Below are 19,438 nucleotides of genomic sequence, written 5' to 3'. Positions count from 1 at the left end.
TCGGCAAGGGATAATCAGCCGCATTCCGGGCTGCTTTCCGAGTCATAGCGTCGAATTCCCTCCCACGGGAGCGTGGCGTTGCAAAACGTCGCGCTTGATACAACTGTCGAACCAGTTGGTCAAGTTACCCTAACGGTGCATTAGATGCGTTCGCTATCTCATGGCCCCGGATTCTGCCTGAGAAATGAGTGCGTGAAAAGAATGAAATTGTTTCACGACGAAGGCGTCGAAGAGTTTCATCACCCGCTCACCGTTGCGCCCCCAACACCCGCTGGAACCGATCCGGCGCGTGGTGGCCATAGACCCTCTCGATCATCTCCACCGACATTCCGACCCACTGCGCCACCTCCCACAGAGGCACGCCGCTCTGAACCAGCCAAGTCACGGCGGAGTGACGTAGCGTGTGCGGGGTCACGTCGGTAAGGTTTGCGGCACGGGCAGCGCTGGCAATCGCCTTCTTGGTGTCCTTGATCGGAATGGCGACGATGCCCCGCTCCCGCTCCTCAGTCGTGGGGGCGCGGTATTCCAAGACATATTGCCGTGTGCGGCGCCGGGCCGCCTCAAGGAAGGGGCGGAGCCTGGGCGGAATGGGAATGGCTGTCCGCCGCTTGGCGGTCTGCGCCTGGCCCGGCTTGCGGTAGTCGATAAGGCCCCGCTCCAGATCAATCCGGCCGCCGACGGTGTTGGGCTGCCACTGTAGGCCAAGGATCGCTTCCTTGCGGGCGCCGGTGTACAGCCCGATCAGGATGAACAGGGGGAGGTACTTGTTGGAGCGTTCGATCTTGCGGGCTGCGCGGATCAGCTTGGCGGCCTCCTGGCGGGTCAGCCACCGTTCCTTTGACTGGGGGCGATCTGGAAGCCATACCGCTGGCGGCTGCACCAAATAGCCCTCCAGGTGGCACCAGTTGACGGCGGCGCGCAAGGTGCCCAACTCGCGCCGGATGGTTCCGTCGGACGCTTCCAGGCGCTTGAGCGGCGGTGGTGGGGCTTTGTCTTGCTCGCGGTACCGCGCTTCGACAAGGGCGCGCTGATCCGCTCGGGCCTTGGCGATGGCGGCTTTACGATCCGCGAGGTAGCGTCGGCAAGCGGCGGCGGTGATGGCCGATATCTTGGCCTCCCCCCACCATGGCGTCAGGGCCTCGATGGTATAGCCAATGCGCTCCGGGCATGACGTGGTTGGGGCGTGGTTCTCCCCATAGAGTGTCAGGGCCTCGGCTACGGTCATTTGATCGGGATGACGGGGGCCGCTTGGCCGTCGGCCCCGGTCCTGTTCGTCGAGGAAGGCGGAGAGGGCGGCTTCCCTTTCTTCAGCCGTTGCGCGGTGGTCAAGGCCCGTCGCACGCTCGCGCCGTTGCCCTCCTTCCTGCCAGAGAACGTACCACCGGTATTCCCGGAACCCCTTGCGAGGCTTGGCGCCGTGCCGATCATCGGGGCCGAATAATCTGAGCCTGGGGCCTTGGCTGGTGCGGGACATGTGCGGCACTCCTCCAGGTAGGCGTTGAGGTCTTCTCCGGCGATCAGTAGCGTTCGCCCGATCTTCCTCGCAGCAAGTCGGCCATCGGCGATGGCGGCGCGCAAGGCTGCGGCTTTCACGCTGGCATGGATCTGGGCGGCCGCCTCATCAAGGGTGTAAAGCCGCCCGACCAACGCCGGTCCTAATGAACCCGAGGTGGGAATGCCGTTCGCCTGGTTGCTCATCTCGTCCAGCTCCGTCACTTCGACTGGGGGCGGGAACGTCGCTTGAGCATTCGCACACTACCCCCTTGGCTTCCCCGTGACGCCGGGGAGGCGGGCAGTACGCGAGGGTCAACGCCATGATATGCCTCGGCCGGGGCTGGTTCCCCGATGGGCTCCTCCTAACGCGGGGAGCGGGCGGGCGATTGCTGCGGGTCAGCCACGATATGCCGCAGGGCGGATTGGGCCGCCAACCCAGGTCGAACCCGGTTCGGGTCAGGTAAGTTTCATGGCTGCAAGGGCTTCAATTTCTGGTGCCTCTCCCCGCCCTAGATCGCAAGCCAATTCCTTTGCTGCTAGGTAGATAACAGTGCCCCGTGGAAGTAGTTCGGTAGCAGCATCTTGCTCGATAGCAAGGTTGAGAAATCGGCATGCTTTCTTGAACTGCCATAGGCGCAGGGCTTGTTTGCGCTCCTCCCCCTCCTGAGATCGTCCAGCCAGAATGGGGGGGCCATTGCGTTCTATGTCGTCAGCGGCCGCGCAAATGACTCCGCTCCGAATGCGTAAAGCCATTCCGGGGATATCGAAGGCGGCTGCATCCAAGTTGCCTTGCTGCCAGCCCTCTCCTAGCGCATCGAGATTGAGCGGGAAACCCGCAAACGGAGCATAAACCCAGCATCGCTCTGGAATGTCACCAGCCAACTCAACGGATTGCTTCAGTGCCACAAGATAGCGCCTGAGTATAAGAACTTCCTCTATTGATGTTCCGCTACGAAAAAAGAAATTAATAACTTCCTCTGTAAAGAATGCGCTTTCGAGGCGCTCTGATGCCTCTGAATTCATGGATATGCCCCGCCTGTTGGCGCTCCTCTCCAAGGCGTCTCGAATTGGTTCTTTGAGGCGAAGCTTGAAGTTCGGCTCACCAGTCTCAGAATTCTCCGCCTTTTTTGATCTTTTATTCTGCCGAATAATAAGTTGTGAGCTCTCATCTGCGTTGCGGTGGCGGGGCATGGTCGCGTTTCTCCGTCAATGACGCCTTGTCATAACATGGGACGAAATAGGACCGCAATTGGTTTCTGAAACCAAATATGGTTCCATATGGGTGTTGACAGGATCTGGGCTGCGGGAATAGAACCAAAACTGGTTCTATATCTTGGGGCTCAGGTCATGGATATGCGCAAGGTTATGTCGGTCCCGGAGGCTGGAAAGCTTCTCGGCTTGTGCCGAAACAGCGCTTATCGCGCAGCGGAGCGGGGGGAGATTCCAACCCTCCGTATTGGTCGAAAGCTACTGGTTCCGGTCGCAGCCTTTGAACGCCTACTTCAGGGCGTTGACCGCATGGATCGGAGCGCCAACCAATGAGCCCGTCAGTCCGCCACCAAGCGCCCCCGACCCCATCGGCAGTCCAAACCATCCAAGTCGTGGTTCTGCCCGATGGCAGGATGGATCGAGAGAACGCGGCCAAATATCTCGGCCTCAATGCCCGAACGCTCTGCAACCTGGCGGTACAAAAGGCGGGGCCTCGCTATGTCCGAGTTCGAGGGCGGGTCTACTACTTCCTGCGGGATCTGGATGCCTACATTCAGGCCGCCACCGTGAGGGCGGAGGCATGATCACGGCCCCGTCTTTCGAGCTGGATTTCGGGGTGTCGGTAGGTCAACCCCTCCAATCCATCCCCGTCATCCCCATCCGATGCCCCCGACCCCTTGCGTCCAATCAAAAGCAGCGCGGGTTTGGGGGGATGGGTTGTTTCGTGGGTTGGTTGGCTGCTTCCCGGAAAGCTGAGGAATGCGTCGTATCGGCACCGAGCAATGAGCAACCAAACCGCCAAAACCGCCAAACCGGGGAACGACATACATGTGTGCGGGTGCGCATGCGCCCGCGCGGGTGCGTACCCGCGCACGTATAGGGGGGTAGCGGTTTGGTGGTTTGGTGGTTTGGTAAGTTGTTTGATTGGAGGATATATAAATGAAATCAACACCATGGGCCAGTATCGACACAAACCGCCTCACAAACCGGGTGGGGCAAAAGGTCGATGGCGGCACGATCCAGGTTTGGTTGGAGCCCGAAATCGTCTCGGCCCTACGCCGCACGGCAGCGCGAGACGACGTTTCCGTAATCGAGCTGGCCAATCGCCAACTTGCGGCCACGAAGGGGCGGGTCCTTCCTGCCAAGGCATATGGCGTATCGGTCAAGGGTGGGACGCCCCAAAGAGTATATATCGGGGTTGATGATATGGCCCTGTTTGAAAGGGAGGCACTGAAGCATGGCGTGACCGTGCATTCAGTCGTAAAGGCTAGGCTGCGCTATTTCCACCAAAACATGTCTTTAGAGGCGGTTGATTACGGCGCATTCGTCTCCGAGCTCAAGGCGCTATGCCTTCGTCACGGCATCAAGCTGTGAGGGGCAATAAAATATTAGGGCGAAATGCCCTGAGGTCCGCCGATGCGGTAAAATACCGGAGGATATTGTCCTGCCGCCGGTGTTCTTTGCCAGCAAGGCAACCTGCGCTATTCTGGGCGGCGCCGGGCCGGAATGGCTTCGGGAGCGCTGATCATAAGGTGCCCCGGACGTATCCCCGCGAGGGACTGCAACATCTCGCGCGGGAGACCCTTCCGACCCGGCACTTAGCGCCTCCCCGTCTTCACTCTCGTCTCTCAATATGCCTGTCTCTGGCGCAACCCGCAGGGCCATCGGTTCCGGGTGACGTCAAGGCATCGCAGAACTTCCATGGGCCGAACGGGTCCATCCGGCGTTCGGGCCGCTATGAGGCCGCGCCGTCGCTGGACCTGCGCACCTCGCTGGATCTGGTGCGCGAAGCCCGCTACACCTGGGGCCGAGCGGCGGCCCATCCGCGCGCTCAGGCCGCCGGTGTTGCTTCTTTCATGCCAGGGCTGTCGTCAGCCACTCTCTTTGGCCTTGGTGGTGTGGGCTTGGCCTGCGCTGCTGGCGACCCGGCCAGGGGAGGCGGGGGCCTCCGTCGTCGCCGAGGCGAGTGCTTCCCCCCGGCCGGTGCAGGTAGGGGGGAGGGGTGTTCCCTGGGGGTGACCGCTGGGAGGTTGGCCGGGGGTATCCCCCCCCTTTCGGTATCCACCCTCCACCCCCTGGGGTGGCCAAAAATGCGGCCGAAATTCTGGGGCGCTTCCTATCTTCTTCAAGTCCGCCAATCGGGTGCGGGTATGGGATGGGGAGGCGAGGCATGAGCGCGGTCGCAATGCTCGCCACCTCAGCCCTTTACCGTCTTGGTCAAGCGATGCTGGGCCGCCGGGATGATGAGGCGTTCCGACTAGCTTCACGGCTAGCCTTGGCGGGAAACCGCAAGGCGATGACTATCCTTGGGACAATGTACCTCCTTGGGCGCGGATGCCAAGCCGATGCTGTTGAAGGTGCGGCTTGGCTGACACAGGCGACAGGTGGTTGCCTCGAAGGTGAGGCTGCCGAGCTTTTGGCCATATGGCAGCCTCAGCTATCCCAGGATCAGCAAGCCGCTATCCACGCCCGCCGCTGTGACCTGCTCCTGAAAATCCAATCCCGCCATTTCGCAATCCTGTCTGTGGGAGTGCCCTGACATGTTTCCATACGGTAATCCGCGCGGCATCTCGGTCCCTGGCTATCGCCGTTCAGACGTGCAGGCGACGGCCAGTCCTGCCCTGGGTGACGTGGCAATGGAGAGTGGCCCCGGTGCGGCGGTGGGGGAGATGATGCGCCGCTTTGCATCCGGTCTGATCGAACGGGATGTTGATCAACAGGCGGCCAGCGCCATGAGCAAGGGACAGGCCGAAGGCGCTTCCAAGGGACTTGGAATGGCCGATGCCGTCAGTCATGTGGATGCCGTGCGGCGAACCTGGGGTATCAGTACCCTTGGCGATGGGCCGCGCTGGATGAAGGGGGCGCCCGAAGCCCCCTCAATCCCTGTCCGATTGGGTCCGCAAGAATGGCGGCTTGGCGGATCAGGGAGGTGAGGCCGGAGCTTTGGGCTTGGCCGATCATCGGTTGGTCAATGCCAAGTCTGGCATGGGCCTCGAAGATGCGGCGCGGCGGGCGCAAGACGCTACGCGATCAAGCGCGGGTGGATATGAGCGCTGCGCTGGCGAAGCGTGAGAGTGCGGCTCGGGAACTGCGGCAAGCGCGGGCCGAGCATGAGCGGGTTTCTTCGGCCTTCCAGAATGAGAAGGTCTTTGCCGGAATGGAGGATGTGGAGCTGGCGGATGTCGCCACGCAAATCACCGATCACGTTATCGGTTCTTCACCGGCTCGGACGGCCTATGAGCCGGTACCGTTGACCAGGGGGCCGTTACGGGAACGGACGCTGGGCATCTCGGATTACGCCATTGAGGACTTCCTGGAAAGCGATGTGGAAGCTGTGCTTCGGGTTTATTCCCGGACCATGGCCCCGGATGTGGAACTGGCTACGGCGTTTGGCCGGGCGGACATGCAAGATCAACTCGACAAGATTGCCAGCGACTATGCCCGCCTTCGTGTTGGCTCTGCAGATCCGGCGACCTTGGGGCAGTTGGACAAGCGCATGCGCGCCGATCTGCGCGACGTGGCGGCGGTGCGGGATCGCATTCGTGGCACCTACGCCCTGCCCGCCGATCCCTCGGGCTTCATTGTTCGTACCGGCAAGGTGGTGCGGAACTGGAACTATCTCCGCCTCATGGGCGGCATGACGGTGGCATCGCTGGCCGATGCTGGCCGGGCGGTGATGGTCCACGGCATGATGCGAGTGGCTGGCGATGGTCTGGTTCCCATGGTCTCCAATTTCAGGGGCTTCCGGCTGGCGGCCAAGGAAGCGCAGTTGGCAGGCGCCGCGCTGGATATGGTGCTGGATAGCCGGGCCATGCAGCTTGCCGAGGTGTGGGACGATTATGGGCGGCTGTCCAAGTTCGAGCGGGGTGTGAAGGCCCTTACGGATCGCTTCGGCATGGTGAGCCTGATGGCGCCCTGGAATACCGCCATGGAGCAATTTGCGGCGGTAGTCACGCAAAGCCGAATCCTTCAGGCTGTGGAGGGCATGGCCAAGGGCATGCACGATCCCAAGGAGGTAGAGTATCTGGCCTTCCTCGGTATCGACGACCATAAGGCGGCGCGGATCGGGGACCAGTTCTCCCGGCATGGCGAGCGCCAGTCTGGCGGCGTCATGTGGGCCAATACCAGCGCCTGGGTGGATCGTGAAGCCGTGGACGCGCTTCGTGCCGCTTTGGTCAAGGATGTCCATCGCATCATCATCAAGCCGGGGCAGGACAAGCCGCTATGGATGTCCACCGAACTGGGCAAGATGATTGGGCAGTTCAAGACATTCTCCATCGCCTCAACCCAACGGGTGGCACTGGCGGCCTTGCAGCAACGGGATGCGGCGGCGTTGAATGGCTCGCTGTTGTCGCTTGGGCTCGGCGCTCTCTCTTACGTCGCGTACAGCGGAGCCTCGGGGCGCGATCTTTCCGACCATCCCGCCGTTTGGGCCAAGGAAGCCGTGGATCGCTCCGGCCTGCTGTTCTGGCTGTCCGATGTCAACAACATCGGCGCCAAGGTATTCGGCTATGGCGAGGGACCAAGCCGCTATGCCAGCCGTTCGGCCACCGAAGCCTTGCTTGGTCCTGGCCTGGGCGCTGGCCTGGATACCTCAATCCAGGTGCTGGGGGACGCCTCGCGCGGGGAGTGGCGCTCGTCCGATACGAGGGCACTCCGGCGCCTGGTGCCGTTCCAGAACCTGTTCTATCTCCGCCGCCTGTTTGATGCGGCGGAGGAGGGTATCAATGAGGCAATGGGGGTGCCGACTGGCGGTAGCGGCTCCCGCCATTGATCGTTGCGGATCAAGTGTGGAACAGTGATCGGGAGGTGGGTCGTCGGCGTGCTCTTCCCGCATTGATTAGGTCTGTGGTTGTGGACCTTGAATGGGGCAGAAGGGAGAAGTTGTCGGCGAGTTGGTAAAAAATTTAGCGACTGCGTCAGTGGGGGTTGATATGCCTGCATGGAAAAAGGTTGTCGCGCGACTAATATGTCTTCTGATAATGGCGTGGCCTTTGGGGGTGACGCTTGAGATTGCCATTAATCACTATATGTACCACAATATGTATCTGGCCATTACATATGGTGGCATTCTCTTGTTGATATCGGCTGCGATGCTGCACATTGCGTTTCGCGGCGTCCCGTGATTTAGCTCGTCGGGTTAAGTGGGGGCGGCCTCGCCATTTCACAACGTAGTCCTGCCTTTGAGTTTTCTTGCGTTGGGGGATATGCTGCTCCCCGAGCAAGCCCGAAGACGGCCACCCTTCATGGGAGAGCGTCGGGAAGCCGCTGGCGCCTACGACCGTGAATTGCTCGCCTTTCCTGGTGGAGCGCATGGAAGCCAGTTGAAAGCCGGTGGTCCATGTTGGCCACCGGCTTTCTGCTTTCGCTGCCTATTCGATCAGCGACAACGCCTCCAGTGTCGTGCGGATCAGGTCTTCGTGGTACGCGGTAGGCCCGTTACGAAGATCATCCGCCATGGCCCGAACCTTAATGGCCAAACCGGCTGGCGTCTTGGCCGGGAGCTTGGCGACCATCTGCCATGCTTCAGCCCATCTCTCCATGGCCTTATCAAAAGCCGGATCATCGCTAGTGGTCGCATTCGCTTCGTCTTCGGCAGCCCAAGCCGCATCCCAGCGTGAGAGCAGTTCTGCGTCCTGGTTCACTTCACCGATTTGCATTGCAGTCGCGTCAAGGTGAAATGGGATCGTATCGCGCGGCCGCCTTGCTTGCATGAAGACCTCTGCAGGAGAGCGGTGGGAGTCGTCCCGTTGCGACTGATACGGGGGAATGCCGACAGCAGGGGAGAAAATGTGGGGCGCTTTGACAATGTAGGGCATAGGAACCTCCTGTTGGATGGAAGGACCCATGGTGCCAGCAAGTTCGGCTGGCGACATGCCGAAGCTTGTTCCGCTCAGTCGGCCAGCATCACGCAGTGCCCCGACGAGTAATTCATCAACGGCTCCATCAGTGGGCCATGTGCCCCCAGGCGTCAGGCTGTCGTTCAGATGGATGCGCAGTTTGGCGGCGATCCCGGCGACGGTCTCGGCCTGTGTCGCGCGGGCCAACTCCAGGATTTCGCCGATCCGGCGGCCAAGATGGTCTGGGAGGTTTCCGGGCGTGTTGTCAATGATCGCGGCGACGGCGATGTACTCGGTGGCCAGGCATACAAGGGGATCGCTGCCTTCGGCCGATACTCGACCGATCTGGGTGGTGGTCATGGTGTCGTGTCCTATGCAAGGGCTTCTGAAGGCCCGCCAGTGGGCGGCACTGGCGCCGGGAGGTTCAGAACACGGCATAGGTCGTGCGGGCTTCTTCCCCCTCACGGGGTGTTGTATCCGCCGCCCTCCCGGCATAGCGCGCAACTGGCCAGTGCACGGGCCTGCGCCTTCGCGCATCCCTTACCCTGTCCGGTATTTGGAGGCGCCGCCTATCGGGGCGGCCCCGCCTATGCATCGTCGGAGTTCTGACGCTCCAGAGGCAACGATACCCGCCTGATGTCGGCCTGGTCAATGGGCTGCGGCCAACGTCATTCTCTTGGGCTTTTCGGGGGATGTTATGGGGGATGTACGCTGATCCCCGAAAAGGTAAAGGCCAGCCAACCTGTTGGATTGACTGGCCTTATTTGGTCGGAGTGAGAGGATTCGAACCTCCGGCCCCTGCCTCCCGAAGACAGTGCTCTACCAGGCTGAGCTACACTCCGGTCGCCTGCGAGGCGCCTCTTATAGCGCCAACGTTGCGGCGGCGCAAAGGGATTTTGCGCCGCCGCGAAAGGCTGGAAAGCGATCAGAATTCCCGGCCGATCAGGGCGTCCGCCGAGAAGCGGCCGCCGCCCCGGATGACGAAGGCCAGGGCGACGATGCCCCACATCAGCGGGTATTCCACGCCGCCGCTGGTCCAGAAGAAGCCGTTGCCCAGATGGACGCCGAAGACCGCCACCGCCATCATGCCGGCGACCAGGGCGGCCACCGGGCGGGTGAGCAGGCCCAGGGCCAGCATCAGGCCGCCCGCGAACTCGATCAGCCCGGCCACCAGCGCCAGACCGGCCGGCAGGCCCAGCTTGGTGGCGAAAAACTGGCCGGTGGCCTGGAGGCCATAGCCGCCGAACCAGCCGAACAGCTTCTGGGCACCGTGGGGAACCAGCAGCAGACCGGCGGTAATCCGCACCATGGGCTCGGCCAGGGGCGACAGCGCCTGGGCGAGGGGGGCGACAGCGGGGATCAGCGGCTTGGCAGAGGAGAGGGAGAGACTGGACATCGGGGAACCTCGTCGGTGATGGGCTTTGCTGGAGACGACTCTAGTCCCGGAGCCTATAAATCAACAATCTCCTGATTTGTCACATAACTGTTTCGTGATACGAAACGCAGGAGCGCGGAACCGCTTCCGGCTGGAAAAAGCGGCCGGGATGGGCTATCGGGATGCGTGCTCACATTTCCGGTGGATGAATCCCATGTCCAAGGCCAAGAAGACCGCTGTCACTCCCACCCGCGAGGAGAACTTCCCCGAATGGTACCAGCAGGTGATCAAGGCCTCCGACATGGCGGAGAATTCCCCCGTGCGCGGCTGCATGGTGATCAAGCCCTGGGGCTACGGCATCTGGGAGGCCATCCAGCGCGACCTTGACCGCCGCATCAAGGAGACCGGGCACGAGAACTGCTATTTCCCGCTGTTCATCCCGCTGTCCTTCCTGGAGAAGGAAGCCGCCCATGTGGAGGGCTTCGCCAAGGAGATGGCGGTGGTCACCCACCACCGGCTGGTGGCCGAGGACGGCAAGCTGGTGCCGTCGGGCAAGCTGGAGGAGCCGCTGGTGGTGCGCCCCACCTCGGAGACCATCATCGGCGACGCCTTCGCCCGCTGGATTCAGTCCTACCGCGACCTGCCCATGCTGGTGAACCAGTGGGCCAACGTGGTGCGCTGGGAAATGCGGCCGCGCATCTTCCTGCGCACCGCCGAATTCCTCTGGCAAGAGGGCCACACCGCCCACGCCACGGCCGAGGAGGCCATGGACGAAACCTTGAAGATGCTGGAAGTTTACCGCGTCATGGCCGAGGAGGTCCTGGCCATGCCGGTGATCGTCGGCGAGAAGCCGGCCCACGAGCGCTTCCCCGGCGCCGACAAGACCTATTCCATCGAAGCCATGATGCAGGACGGCAAGGCCCTTCAGGCCGGCACATCCCACTTCCTGGGCCAGCATTTCTCCAAGGCCCAGAACATCCGCTACCAGACCGCCCAGGGCGGCGAGGAGTTCTGCTACACCACCTCGTGGGGCGTCTCCACCCGCCTGATCGGCGGCGTGATCATGAGCCATGCCGACGACAACGGCCTGCGGGTGCCGCCGCGCATCGCCCCCAAGCAGATCGTCTTCGTGCCCATCACCCGGGCCGACGGCGACGAGGCGCTGATCGAGGACTTCCTGGCCCCCATCGTCAAGGACCTGTCCGCCCAGAGCTTCGGCGGCGAGCGTCTGCGGGTGCATGTGGACCGCCGTCCGCTGGCGCCGCCGGAAAAGCGTTGGGAATGGGTGAAGAAGGGCGCTCCCATCATCTGCGAAGTGGGGCCGCGCGACGTGGCCGGCGGCTCGGTCGCCATGATCCGCCGCGACGGCGAGCTGAAGGGCCAGATCACCCCCAAGGATGAACTGGTCTCCCGCGCCGCCGCCATCCTGGAGGACATCCAGAAGACCCTGTTTACCCAGGCCGCCACCGCCCTGAAGGAGCGGACGGTGACGGTGCGGACCCTGGACGACTTCCTGGCCGTCTTCGCCGACGACACCACCTTCGGGCGCAAGTTCGTCCGCGCCCGGTGGTGCGGCGATTCCGACACCCTGGCCAAGCTGGACGAATACAGCATCACCATCCGCAACGTGCCCTTCGACCAGGACGGCGAGGCGGGGACCTGCGTGCTGAGCGGACGTCCGGCGACGCAAGAGGTGATCTTCGCCAAGTCCTACTGATCAGGTTGGCGGCACTGTATTCAGGCAATGCGTGTATGCAATTGCTTGAATGCAGGTCGGGGGGCTGTATAATCCAAGAGCCGCCTTACCTATAACGGGATATTCCCGTATGCGGTGCAACGCCGCACGGCTTCGCCTGCGGCGCAGCCTGTGGGGGATTGCGCGTGGATGTGCGCCCATCCGAGGTGATTTCCGACCTGCCGCCGCCGCTCCGTCCCCATTTGGGATTGGCGCTGCAAGGCGGCGGTGCCTATGGCGCCTTCACCTGGGGCGTGCTGGACCGGCTGCTGGAGGAAAAGGGCTTCCGGCCCGCCGCCATCAGCGGCGCCAGCGCCGGGGCGATCAATGCCGCGGTCATGGTCACCGGCCTGCTGACCGGCGGGCGGGAGAAAGCCAAGGCCGGGCTCGAGGCGCTGTGGCGCAGCGTGGCCGGCATGGCCCTATTCCGCATGATGGGGACGCCTGGGATCAATCTGCAACTGGATCTGATGACCCGGATGCTCTCGCCCTATCAGTTCAATCCTCTCAACATCAATCCGCTGCGCGAGTTGCTGGGACGGTTGATTGACTTCGAGGTCCTGGCCTGCAGGGGCCGGCGCATCGGGTTGTATTTCTCGGCCACCAACGTGCGCACCGGGGAGCCGCGCATCTTCCGCGAGAACGAGCTTTCCGTGGATGTCCTGATGGCCTCGTCCTGCCTGCCCTATCTTCACCATGCTGTGGAGATCGAGGGCGAGAACTACTGGGACGGGGGTTTTTCGGCCAATCCTCCGATCATGCCCATGATCTTCGACAGCCGGTGCGACACGGTTCTGCTGGTCAAGCTGATGCCCGACACCGAGGAGATCATGCCGACCCAGGCCCAGCCCATCTTCGCCCGCATGCGCCGGCTGATGTTCAACGCTCCGCTGAAGCGCGACCTGGAAGCCCTGGAGATCGTCCAGAACCGTCTGCGGCGGACCAATATGCGCCTGCCGCGTGATCTGCAGCGGCTGCGGGCCATGGACCTGCGCAGCATCGCCATGCCGGCCGAGCTGCTGAGCGAGGGGAGCGGGCGCAATGGCGCCGAATCCATCGAGCGGATGCGCGTCGCCGGGCGCATCGCCGCCGAGGCCATTCTCGGGAAAATGGCTCAGCCCGCGGGGGAAACGTTCAGGCGGCCGTAATATTCGACCAGGGCCTTGCGGGTGGTCTCCTCATTATAGCGCAGGGCCGTTTCATGCCCTTCTTTTCGGAGCGAGGCCACCCAGGGCTCGTCTCTTTCCAAGCCCTTGACCAGGCGGTAGAGGGAATCGGCTACCTCTTCCAACTGGTCGGGGGCGTGCCAGAGCCCGGTTTGCGGGTTGGCGTATTCCAGGCCGCCATAGCCGTGAAAGCCGGTGATGACGCAGCCCGACGCCATGGCTTCCAGAGGAACCAGTCCCAGACTCTCCATCTGGTTCAGGGCCAGGAGGATATGGGAGGTTCCCAAGGCCTCGGCCAATTGCTCCTCGGTGAAATTATCGGCCACGATGAAGGGGATGTGGCGGATTTCGGGGTATTTGGCCTTGAAGATGAAGCCGATCGTCGAGGCGATTTGCGGCATCTTGCGGGGAACCACGGCAATTTGCAGCTTCTTCTCGCGCGGGCGGAAAAGTGCATGATTTATGTCGTAAGGGACGACCGCCACCGAATCGAGATGAAGGACTCGCTCCAGCATTCCCTTGCAAGCCAGGCTGGACGCGAACACATCCCGGAAGCCCAGAGCGGCGAATGTCGTCCTGGGGATCATTTCGTTGAAGACGTAGTATTGGTTCTGGCAGAACAGCAGCTTGGTGCAAGGGCGCGCCGTTCGAAGCAGCGGCGCGAATTCCGGAAAACCGATGACCTCGGGGAAAACCAGAATATCGTCCGGGCGGATCGCATCCTCGGAAAGTTGGGTGATGACCCGAGACGGAGACCGGAACCAGGATGGACATCCTTCCGGCTGCCACACCCAGGCGTCGAATCCCATCTCGGTCAGCAGTCCCACGTGGCGATACGCCGTCTTCACCCCTCCGGTGATGACCATCTTCGGAAAGGGGCACAGATAGATGATGCGGCTCATGACGCTATTCGACGGTGAAATACTTGTGCAGCTTGGCGACCTTCATCAGGTTCTCCACCTGCCCGGTGGCGCCCTTCAGCACCACGTCCCGGCGCTGCTGAACCGCGGCGTCGCGGACGATCAGCAGCATGCCCAGAGCCGAGGAATCCATGAATTCCACCCGGGAGAGGTCAAAGCGGACCTTGGCCGTTCCAGCATTGTTGATGTGGCTGAGAATGTCGCGGAACGCCTTATGATCCTTGTGGGTCATGCGGCCAGAGACCTTGATGGTCAAACCACCATCGCGGGAATCGAAATCGTACTCCATAATGCCCCCGTCGTTTTCATGGACCAAGCAGACCTTCCCATAACCTAGATTTGCCTTAAATTTGCGCCGGAGCAAGGAACAATGACTATCGTCGCCGTCATGGAGGGGGCCTGCCCCCGGTTGGAGGAGCAGATCCGCCTGCTGGGATGGCCTCGGGTGGCGGCCCCGGGAGAGGGCGGCAGAAACGACGAGCGCGCGGTCATGGTGCGCGAGGCCTTCACGCCCCAGGCCCTGATCGATTGCCTTTCTCCGCCCTGGATCGGGGGAATCGAGGCCGCCGGCTCGGGCGGGCATCCGGTGGGGTCGTGCTTCCGCCGCCATCTGGCGGAAGGAGGGCTGGGCCTGTCGCTGCGCTCGGATACCGCCTATGGCGCCGACATTGCCGTCCCGTTCGCCGATGCCCTGGCGACTCGGCTGCTCGCCCCCGGAACCGACAGTTTCGATCTGGGATTCGTCGTCCAGGAGCTGGTCTCCAATGCCCTGTTGCACGGCAATCTGGAAGTGGGCGGCATCGACTGCGAGGGCGGCGGTGGGCTCGAAGGCTTCGGCGAGCGGATCGAGGCGGCTCTTGGCGATCCCGGCCGGGCCGGGCGGCGGGTGCAGATTTCCGCCTCGGTGGTTGGCGATCGTCTGGAGGTCGCCGTCGAGGATGACGGCCCCGGCTTCGATCACGTGGACGGCCATGCCAATCCCCGACGGCCGCACGGGCTGGCCCTGCTGGAAAGCATGGTTTCGGACCTGCACACCGAAGAAGGGGGGCGCCGGGCCATCGCCACCATGGTCATTCCCACCCGCCAGTTGCGGGCCGAGCCGCTGGGCCTGGACGATGTGCGGGTGCTGGTGGTGGACGACAACCTGATGAACCGGGTGCTGATGGAAACCCTGCTGCGCCGCATGGGAGTCGGCCAGGTGGAGACCGTGGAATCCGGCGAAAAGGGCCTGGCCGCCATCGAGCGGGAAAAGCCCGATCTGGTGCTGCTCGACGTCATGATGCCCGGCATGGACGGGTTCGAGATGTGCCGGCGCCTGCGCCGCCTTCACCCCCTGACCGAGCTGCCGGTGATCTTCGTCACCGCGCTTGACGGCCCCGCCGACCGCAATGCCTGCTTCGCCGTGGGCGGCAGCGACATGGTGGCCAAGCCCATCGACGCCAACGAGGTTGCCGCCCGGGTGGGCGTGCATCTGCGCCTGGGCCAGGCCATGGATCGGCTGACCGCGTATCAGGACAGGGTTCACGAGGAGTTGCGCGCCGCCCGCGGCGCCCAGGCTGCCCTGATGCCCACCTCGGCCGAATTGTCGTCCATTCGCATCCGTCAGGGGCTGGTGGTGGATGGGCGAATCGAAAGCTCTTCCGAACTGGGGGGGGATTTCTGGACGGTGCTGCCCGCCGGTCCCAACCAGATGTTCCTGCTGGTGGCCGACTTCACCGGTCACGGCCCGGTGGCGGCGTTCAACGTCTTTCGCCTGCACCTTCTGCTGTCGCGCCTGCCGCGGCGGATGCCCACGCCATCGGCCCTGTTGGAATATCTCAATCTGGAACTGAAGGCGGTTCTGCGCTCCGGCCAGTTCGCCGCCGCCTTCGCCGCGCTGATCGACGTGGAAGAAGGGGTCATGACCTATGCCGGCGCGGCCTCGCCGCCGGCGGTGCTGGTGGTGGACGGCGAGGTCCGCTTCCTCGATGCCGACGGGCCGCCGCTCGGCGCCTTCGTCGATGCCGAATACGAGGAAAGCCGCATCGCTTTGCCGCGTGGAGCCGCCTTGCTGGCCTATTCCGACGCCCTGGTGGAAAGCCAGGGAAGCGACGGCCGCATGGCCTGCGACCAGGAGACGCTGCGGGAGTGGGTGCTGGGCGCCCAGCCCGGCCATTCCCTGGCCGACGAGGTGCTGGCCCGGTTCCGGGAAAAGGTACCGGGCGAGCCGCCGGACGACCTGACCCTGGTCAGCATCCGGCGGCCCTGACCGGCGACGATCAGCTGAAGGCGGTGGCCAACTCGTCCAGCAGGGTCTGAACCTCCTGGGACGGGCCTTCGATGGCCGCCACCGAATCCACCGCGCCGTCGAAATCGTTGTCGCGGAACTTCCGTGCGGCCTCAATGCCCAGTTGGTGGACCTTCTCGTGCGGGACTTCCAGGGCGCGGAACGCCGGGTGGTTCCGGATCTTCTCGTCGGTGACCGAATAGTACCACTTGCCCAGGCGGCAGCTCTTGTGGTTCGCCAGCTCGTCCGGGTTGATGGTGGTCTTTTCGGCCAGCATCTCGGCCAGGCGGCGGCGCCAGATCATGTGATCCGACTTGGCCAGGTGGATGACCGCGTTGCGCATTTCCACCAGATTCATCTCGTTCAGCATTTCGGCCAGATTGCCGCTGGCCTTGGACGAGATGTCGATCACCGTGTTGATGGCCTTGGTGTCGTCCACCGAGCGGGCGGCGGCGGCCTCCAGGTTGTCGGCGATTTCCTGCGCGGCGTGGCGCTGCTGGGCCAGATGCTCGGAGATCTCCTGCATCAGGGTGGTGACGTCGCGGATCTCGTGGCTGACGGTGCGCATCTTGTCCACCGAGCCCAGCACCACCTGCTCGCCCTCGCGGACGGTTTCGGCGCCCTTGCCCATGCCGGTCAGGATGGCGGCGGTTTCCTGGGTCAGCATGTCGATGCGCGAGCGGATTTCCTGGGTGGCCTGGCCCACCTGATTGGCCAGGTTCTTCACCTCGGTGGCCACCACGGCGAAGCCCTTGCCGAACTCGCCGGCGCGGGCGGCCTCGATGGTGGCGTTCAGCGCCAGGATGTTGGTCTGGCGGGCGATCTGCTCGATCTGCTTGACGCTGGCGCCGATGGAGGACGAGGCCTCGGTCAGGCGCGATACGCGCTCGGCGGCGTCGTTCACGGTGGTGACGATGTTCTGCATGGTGCTGACCACCGCTTCGGTGCTGCGCGCCCCTTCGTCCGAGACGTCCTGCACCGAACGGGCGTTGGCCGCGGCCAGCTCCGAGGTCCGCGCGATGGCCTGGACCGTGGAGACCAGCTCCTCGGTGGAGGCCGAGATGGTGGCCATGCGCCGGCTCATCTCGCGGATGGAGCGCAAGGTGTGCACCGCCTGGGTGACCGTGCCGTTCAGGTGGATGGACATGCCCACGGACTGGATCAGCAGCGACCGAGACCGGTTCTCCAGCTTTTCCGCCAATGTCTTCAGCTTGTCGGCCAGCGGGCCGCTGGCCTCGGGCAGGCTGCGATAGCCGCCGTCGATCAGGCGATCGACCAGGGCCTCGAACTCGGTCAGCGAAATATCCTGGGAATCCGCCATCTTGCATCCCCCTTCGAAATTTCCGGTCAGACTATAGGGTCTTGTGGTGCGCTGCAAGACGACGAGGCCAAGACGGGTTGAAACACCGCCAAGGCCTGCGTATCCTCGCGCCAGTCCCGAAAAATGAGCCGAGGCCCAGACATGCCCTCCTTCGACGTGGTTTCCAAGACCGATCTTGCCGAGGTCGACAACGCCCTGGCGGGCATTACCCGCGAAGTGGCCCAGCGCTTTGATTTCAAGGGCTCCAAGTGCTCGGTGGAGCGCAAGGACCAGATGATCACCGTCCTGGCCGACGATGATTCCAAGCTCAAGACCATGCACGAACTGCTCAGCGTCCACTTCACCCGGCGCAAGGTCGACCCCAAGGCGCTGGATTACAAGACGGTGGAAAAGGCGTCGGGCAATACGGTGCGCCAGGAGGTCCGCATCAAGGACGGCGTCGAAACCGTTCTGGCCAAGCGGCTGGTCAAGGAGATCAAGGACGCCAAGCTGAAGGTGCAGGTCGCCATCCAGGGCGACGAACTGCGTGTCACCGGCAAGAAGCGCGACGACCTTCAGGAGGCCATCGCCCTGCTGCGCAAGCTCGACGTGGATCAGCCGCTGCAGTACATCAACTTTCGCGACTGAAGTCCCGCAAGCCATGCGTTGGCGGCAGGTCGCCATGCCCTTTCAGGGTGGAGCTTTCATCCAGGCGTAAATGACTCCGTAAGGAAAACCGGGTTATGCTGCACTGCGTCATCAAAGATGGCGCGTGTGTATGGAGTCTACGATGAAACCGTCATTTGGCCTTCGTTTCGTTCATACCAGTCTGGTCTGCGAGGATGCCCTCGCCATGGGCGAGAAGAAGCTGGCTCTTTGCGAGATCATTCGCGTGGCCGACGACATCGTCTGGTACGCCGTGCTGGGCCGCAACGGCGGCACCGTCAGCCGCGAATGGATCGAAGCCGCCCGCTTCCCCGATATCTTCGCCCAGGCGGCCTGATATCGTTTCCGGGCGGGGAGGGATGCGGCCGTGAATGTCTTCTTTCTCGATCGCGATCCCGTCAGTGCCGCCCGCCTGCATTCCGATCAGCATGTGGTGAAGATGGTGCTGGAAACGGCGCAGATTCTTTGCGCCGTGCTGCACCGCTACGGCATCGCCTCGCCCTATCGCCCCACCCATGCCCGCCATCCGTGCGTGTTGTGGACCGGCGACAGCCTGGCCCATTGGCAATGGGTGCGGGCCTTGGGGCTGGCCCTGGGCGAGGAATATACTCACCGGCGGGGCCGGGTTCATGCCTCGGCCGAGGTGATTGCCGGATTGCCGCCCTTGCCGCCCATTCCCGACAATGGCTGGACGGAACCGCCACAGGCCATGCCGGAAGCCTATCATGGCCCCGATCCGGTGGAGGCCTATCGCCGCTATTACCGGGCGGAGAAGTCGGTGTTTCCTGGCAAGGGACCCGCCACCTGGAGCCTGCGTGAGACGCCCGGCTTCATGGGCTGAGCGCCTTGTCGATGGCGGCGCGCAGGCGTTCGGCGTCGGGCGCCGTGGTGCTGGCGAACCAGTCGACCATTCCTCCGTCGCGGCCCACCAGGATCTTGTGGAAATTCCAGCGCGGAACGCCCAGCGGCCCGGTCCGTTCCGCCGCCCAGCGGTAGAAGGGATGGGCGCCCGCGCCGGTCACCGCCTGCTTTTCCAGCAGGGGGAAGTCGACGCCGTAATTGATCTCGCAGAAGCTGGCGACCTCGGTATTGCTGCCCGGCTCCTGAGCGCCGAAATCGTTGGACGGCACGCCCAGCACCACCAGCCCGCGCTCGCGGTACCGGCGCCACAGGGCCTCCAGCCCCTGGTATTGCGGAGTGAAGCCGCATTGCGAGGCAGTGTTGACCACCAGCACGACCTTGCCCTTCAGGGAGGCCGGGGGCAGTTGCCCGCCATTGATGGCGGGAAGCGGAACCGATGCCCAATCGAGCCGGTCGTTGGGCGTGGCGGCAGCCAGGCTGCCCGCCAGACCGATGGTGGCGACCATGCTGGCCACGAACGAGCCGAGGGGATTGGCTGGGAGAAAACGATGCATGAGGACCTCCGTGCTTTCCTGCAAATGGTGAAGCAGCCCCATGGGTCAAGGA

The 19,438-nt window shown here is 63.3% G+C and carries 19 protein-coding genes, 1 tRNA gene and 1 pseudogene; 11 read left to right on the top strand and 10 right to left on the bottom strand.

The genetic code is table 11. The features are described from left to right. Positions 1-247: 247 nt before the first annotated feature. The 3 genes and pseudogenes from AMB_RS18455 to AMB_RS24665 form a co-directional block, all read right to left on the bottom strand. The gene (locus tag AMB_RS18455; RefSeq protein ID WP_148207485.1) at positions 248-1,474 is read right to left on the bottom strand and encodes a tyrosine-type recombinase/integrase; all 1,227 of its coding nucleotides are present in this window, start codon (positions 1,472-1,474) and stop codon (positions 248-250) included. Between the two features lie 62 nt (positions 1,475-1,536). Beyond that, a pseudogene (locus tag AMB_RS27020) lies at positions 1,537-1,698 on the bottom strand (hypothetical protein); the annotation flags it as partial. 252 nt (positions 1,699-1,950) lie between these two features. Next, entirely contained in the window at positions 1,951-2,685 is a 735-nt protein-coding gene (locus AMB_RS24665) for an Arc family DNA-binding protein (RefSeq protein ID WP_083763557.1), read from the bottom strand. An 87-nt stretch (positions 2,686-2,772) separates the two neighbouring features. On the opposite strand from AMB_RS24665, the gene AMB_RS27015 reads away from it, so the two are divergent. From AMB_RS27015 to AMB_RS18425, 5 genes are all read left to right on the top strand, one after another. Continuing rightward, positions 2,773-3,036 carry a helix-turn-helix domain-containing protein gene (locus AMB_RS27015; protein ID WP_083763556.1) on the top strand — a complete coding sequence of 88 codons (264 nt, stop codon included), beginning with the start codon at positions 2,773-2,775 and terminating at the stop codon, positions 3,034-3,036. Between the two features lie 606 nt (positions 3,037-3,642). After that, on the top strand, positions 3,643-4,077 hold the full coding sequence (locus AMB_RS18440) for a hypothetical protein (protein WP_011385999.1): 435 nt from the start codon (positions 3,643-3,645) through the stop codon (positions 4,075-4,077). Between the two features lie 796 nt (positions 4,078-4,873). Then, positions 4,874-5,242: a hypothetical protein gene (locus AMB_RS18435; protein WP_043745165.1), complete on the top strand. Its 369-nt coding sequence runs from the start codon at positions 4,874-4,876 to the stop codon at positions 5,240-5,242. 1 nt (position 5,243) lies between these two features. After that, positions 5,244-5,636: a hypothetical protein gene (locus AMB_RS25425; protein WP_011385998.1), complete on the top strand. Its 393-nt coding sequence runs from the start codon at positions 5,244-5,246 to the stop codon at positions 5,634-5,636. Between the two features lie 113 nt (positions 5,637-5,749). Further along, positions 5,750-7,477 carry a hypothetical protein gene (locus AMB_RS18425; protein ID WP_197531966.1) on the top strand — a complete coding sequence of 576 codons (1,728 nt, stop codon included), beginning with the start codon at positions 5,750-5,752 and terminating at the stop codon, positions 7,475-7,477. Positions 7,478-8,075: 598 nt separating this feature from the next. Here the strand turns inward: AMB_RS18425 and AMB_RS18420 are convergent. The 3 genes from AMB_RS18420 to AMB_RS18410 form a co-directional block, all read right to left on the bottom strand. Beyond that, positions 8,076-8,903 carry a hypothetical protein gene (locus tag AMB_RS18420; protein WP_043745158.1) on the bottom strand — a complete coding sequence of 276 codons (828 nt, stop codon included), beginning with the start codon at positions 8,901-8,903 and terminating at the stop codon, positions 8,076-8,078. 405 nt (positions 8,904-9,308) lie between these two features. Continuing rightward, positions 9,309-9,385 (bottom strand) — tRNA-Pro (locus AMB_RS18415). A gap of 83 nt (positions 9,386-9,468) precedes the next feature. Beyond that, a complete protein-coding gene (locus AMB_RS18410; protein ID WP_011385995.1) occupies positions 9,469-9,939 on the bottom strand; it encodes a DoxX family protein in 471 nt (156 codons plus the stop codon). 193 nt (positions 9,940-10,132) lie between these two features. Here AMB_RS18410 and proS point away from each other — a divergent pair, with 193 nt between their 5' ends. Further along, positions 10,133-11,635, top strand: a complete 1,503-nt coding sequence (gene proS / locus AMB_RS18405) for a proline--tRNA ligase (protein ID WP_011385993.1) — start codon at positions 10,133-10,135, stop codon at positions 11,633-11,635. 164 nt (positions 11,636-11,799) lie between these two features. Beyond that, the gene (locus AMB_RS18400) at positions 11,800-12,801 is read left to right on the top strand and encodes a patatin-like phospholipase family protein (protein ID WP_011385992.1); all 1,002 of its coding nucleotides are present in this window, start codon (positions 11,800-11,802) and stop codon (positions 12,799-12,801) included. Here AMB_RS18400 and AMB_RS18395 read toward each other — a convergent pair. Further along, on the bottom strand, positions 12,768-13,721 hold the full coding sequence (locus AMB_RS18395) for a glycosyltransferase (protein ID WP_083763554.1): 954 nt from the start codon (positions 13,719-13,721) through the stop codon (positions 12,768-12,770). The genes AMB_RS18400 and AMB_RS18395 overlap by 34 nt on opposite strands. A 4-nt stretch (positions 13,722-13,725) precedes the next feature. After that, positions 13,726-14,028, bottom strand: coding sequence for an STAS domain-containing protein (locus tag AMB_RS18390; RefSeq protein ID WP_043745155.1), 303 nt, complete (start codon positions 14,026-14,028; stop codon positions 13,726-13,728). Positions 14,029-14,109: 81 nt separating this feature from the next. Between AMB_RS18390 and AMB_RS18385 the strand changes: the two genes are divergently transcribed. Then, positions 14,110-15,987 (top strand): SpoIIE family protein phosphatase, encoded by a 1,878-nt coding sequence (locus tag AMB_RS18385; RefSeq protein WP_011385990.1) that lies wholly within the window; start codon positions 14,110-14,112, stop codon positions 15,985-15,987. 10 nt (positions 15,988-15,997) lie between these two features. Here AMB_RS18385 and AMB_RS18380 read toward each other — a convergent pair whose 3' ends face one another. Next, positions 15,998-17,326, bottom strand: a complete 1,329-nt coding sequence (locus AMB_RS18380; RefSeq protein ID WP_011385989.1) for a methyl-accepting chemotaxis protein — start codon at positions 17,324-17,326, stop codon at positions 15,998-16,000. A gap of 141 nt (positions 17,327-17,467) precedes the next feature. Here AMB_RS18380 and AMB_RS18375 point away from each other — a divergent pair, with 141 nt between their 5' ends. The 3 genes from AMB_RS18375 to AMB_RS18365 all read left to right on the top strand — a co-directional run bounded on the left by AMB_RS18375 (position 17,468) and on the right by AMB_RS18365 (position 18,812). Next, positions 17,468-17,953, top strand: coding sequence for a YajQ family cyclic di-GMP-binding protein (locus AMB_RS18375; RefSeq protein ID WP_011385988.1), 486 nt, complete (start codon positions 17,468-17,470; stop codon positions 17,951-17,953). 142 nt (positions 17,954-18,095) lie between these two features. Beyond that, positions 18,096-18,308: a hypothetical protein gene (locus AMB_RS18370; RefSeq protein WP_148207484.1), complete on the top strand. Its 213-nt coding sequence runs from the start codon at positions 18,096-18,098 to the stop codon at positions 18,306-18,308. Between the two features lie 30 nt (positions 18,309-18,338). Continuing rightward, positions 18,339-18,812 carry a pyrimidine dimer DNA glycosylase/endonuclease V gene (locus AMB_RS18365; RefSeq protein WP_011385986.1) on the top strand — a complete coding sequence of 158 codons (474 nt, stop codon included), beginning with the start codon at positions 18,339-18,341 and terminating at the stop codon, positions 18,810-18,812. Here the strand turns inward: AMB_RS18365 and AMB_RS18360 are convergent. Beyond that, positions 18,802-19,386: a glutathione peroxidase gene (locus AMB_RS18360; protein ID WP_043746972.1), complete on the bottom strand. Its 585-nt coding sequence runs from the start codon at positions 19,384-19,386 to the stop codon at positions 18,802-18,804. The two genes, AMB_RS18365 and AMB_RS18360, sit on opposite strands and share 11 nt — an antisense overlap. Positions 19,387-19,438 lie beyond the last annotated feature (52 nt).

The sequence above is a fragment of the Paramagnetospirillum magneticum AMB-1 genome (assembly GCF_000009985.1).
Classification (GTDB): Bacteria; Pseudomonadota; Alphaproteobacteria; order Rhodospirillales; family Magnetospirillaceae; genus Phaeospirillum; species Phaeospirillum magneticum.
Note: the sequence above shows the minus strand (reverse complement) of the source record. Positions and strands in the feature narration are given on the sequence as shown.

What these genes read in the sequence shown, in the direction of transcription:
- AMB_RS18455 (WP_148207485.1), bottom strand. Translation starts at nt 1,474, where the DNA reads ATGTCCCGCACCAGCCAAGGCCCCAGGCTCAGATTATTCGGCCCCGAT.
- AMB_RS24665 (WP_083763557.1), bottom strand. Translation starts at nt 2,685, where the DNA reads ATGCCCCGCCACCGCAACGCAGATGAGAGCTCACAACTTATTATTCGG.
- AMB_RS27015 (WP_083763556.1), top strand. Translation starts at nt 2,773, where the DNA reads ATGGGTGTTGACAGGATCTGGGCTGCGGGAATAGAACCAAAACTGGTT.
- AMB_RS18440 (WP_011385999.1), top strand. Translation starts at nt 3,643, where the DNA reads ATGAAATCAACACCATGGGCCAGTATCGACACAAACCGCCTCACAAAC.
- AMB_RS18435 (WP_043745165.1), top strand. Translation starts at nt 4,874, where the DNA reads ATGAGCGCGGTCGCAATGCTCGCCACCTCAGCCCTTTACCGTCTTGGT.
- AMB_RS25425 (WP_011385998.1), top strand. Translation starts at nt 5,244, where the DNA reads ATGTTTCCATACGGTAATCCGCGCGGCATCTCGGTCCCTGGCTATCGC.
- AMB_RS18425 (WP_197531966.1), top strand. Translation starts at nt 5,750, where the DNA reads ATGAGCGCTGCGCTGGCGAAGCGTGAGAGTGCGGCTCGGGAACTGCGG.
- AMB_RS18420 (WP_043745158.1), bottom strand. Translation starts at nt 8,903, where the DNA reads ATGACCACCACCCAGATCGGTCGAGTATCGGCCGAAGGCAGCGATCCC.
- AMB_RS18410 (WP_011385995.1), bottom strand. Translation starts at nt 9,939, where the DNA reads ATGTCCAGTCTCTCCCTCTCCTCTGCCAAGCCGCTGATCCCCGCTGTC.
- proS (WP_011385993.1), top strand. Translation starts at nt 10,133, where the DNA reads ATGTCCAAGGCCAAGAAGACCGCTGTCACTCCCACCCGCGAGGAGAAC.
- AMB_RS18395 (WP_083763554.1), bottom strand. Translation starts at nt 13,721, where the DNA reads ATGAGCCGCATCATCTATCTGTGCCCCTTTCCGAAGATGGTCATCACC.
- AMB_RS18390 (WP_043745155.1), bottom strand. Translation starts at nt 14,028, where the DNA reads ATGGAGTACGATTTCGATTCCCGCGATGGTGGTTTGACCATCAAGGTC.
- AMB_RS18385 (WP_011385990.1), top strand. Translation starts at nt 14,110, where the DNA reads ATGACTATCGTCGCCGTCATGGAGGGGGCCTGCCCCCGGTTGGAGGAG.
- AMB_RS18380 (WP_011385989.1), bottom strand. Translation starts at nt 17,326, where the DNA reads ATGGCGGATTCCCAGGATATTTCGCTGACCGAGTTCGAGGCCCTGGTC.
- AMB_RS18375 (WP_011385988.1), top strand. Translation starts at nt 17,468, where the DNA reads ATGCCCTCCTTCGACGTGGTTTCCAAGACCGATCTTGCCGAGGTCGAC.
- AMB_RS18370 (WP_148207484.1), top strand. Translation starts at nt 18,096, where the DNA reads ATGAAACCGTCATTTGGCCTTCGTTTCGTTCATACCAGTCTGGTCTGC.
- AMB_RS18360 (WP_043746972.1), bottom strand. Translation starts at nt 19,386, where the DNA reads ATGCATCGTTTTCTCCCAGCCAATCCCCTCGGCTCGTTCGTGGCCAGC.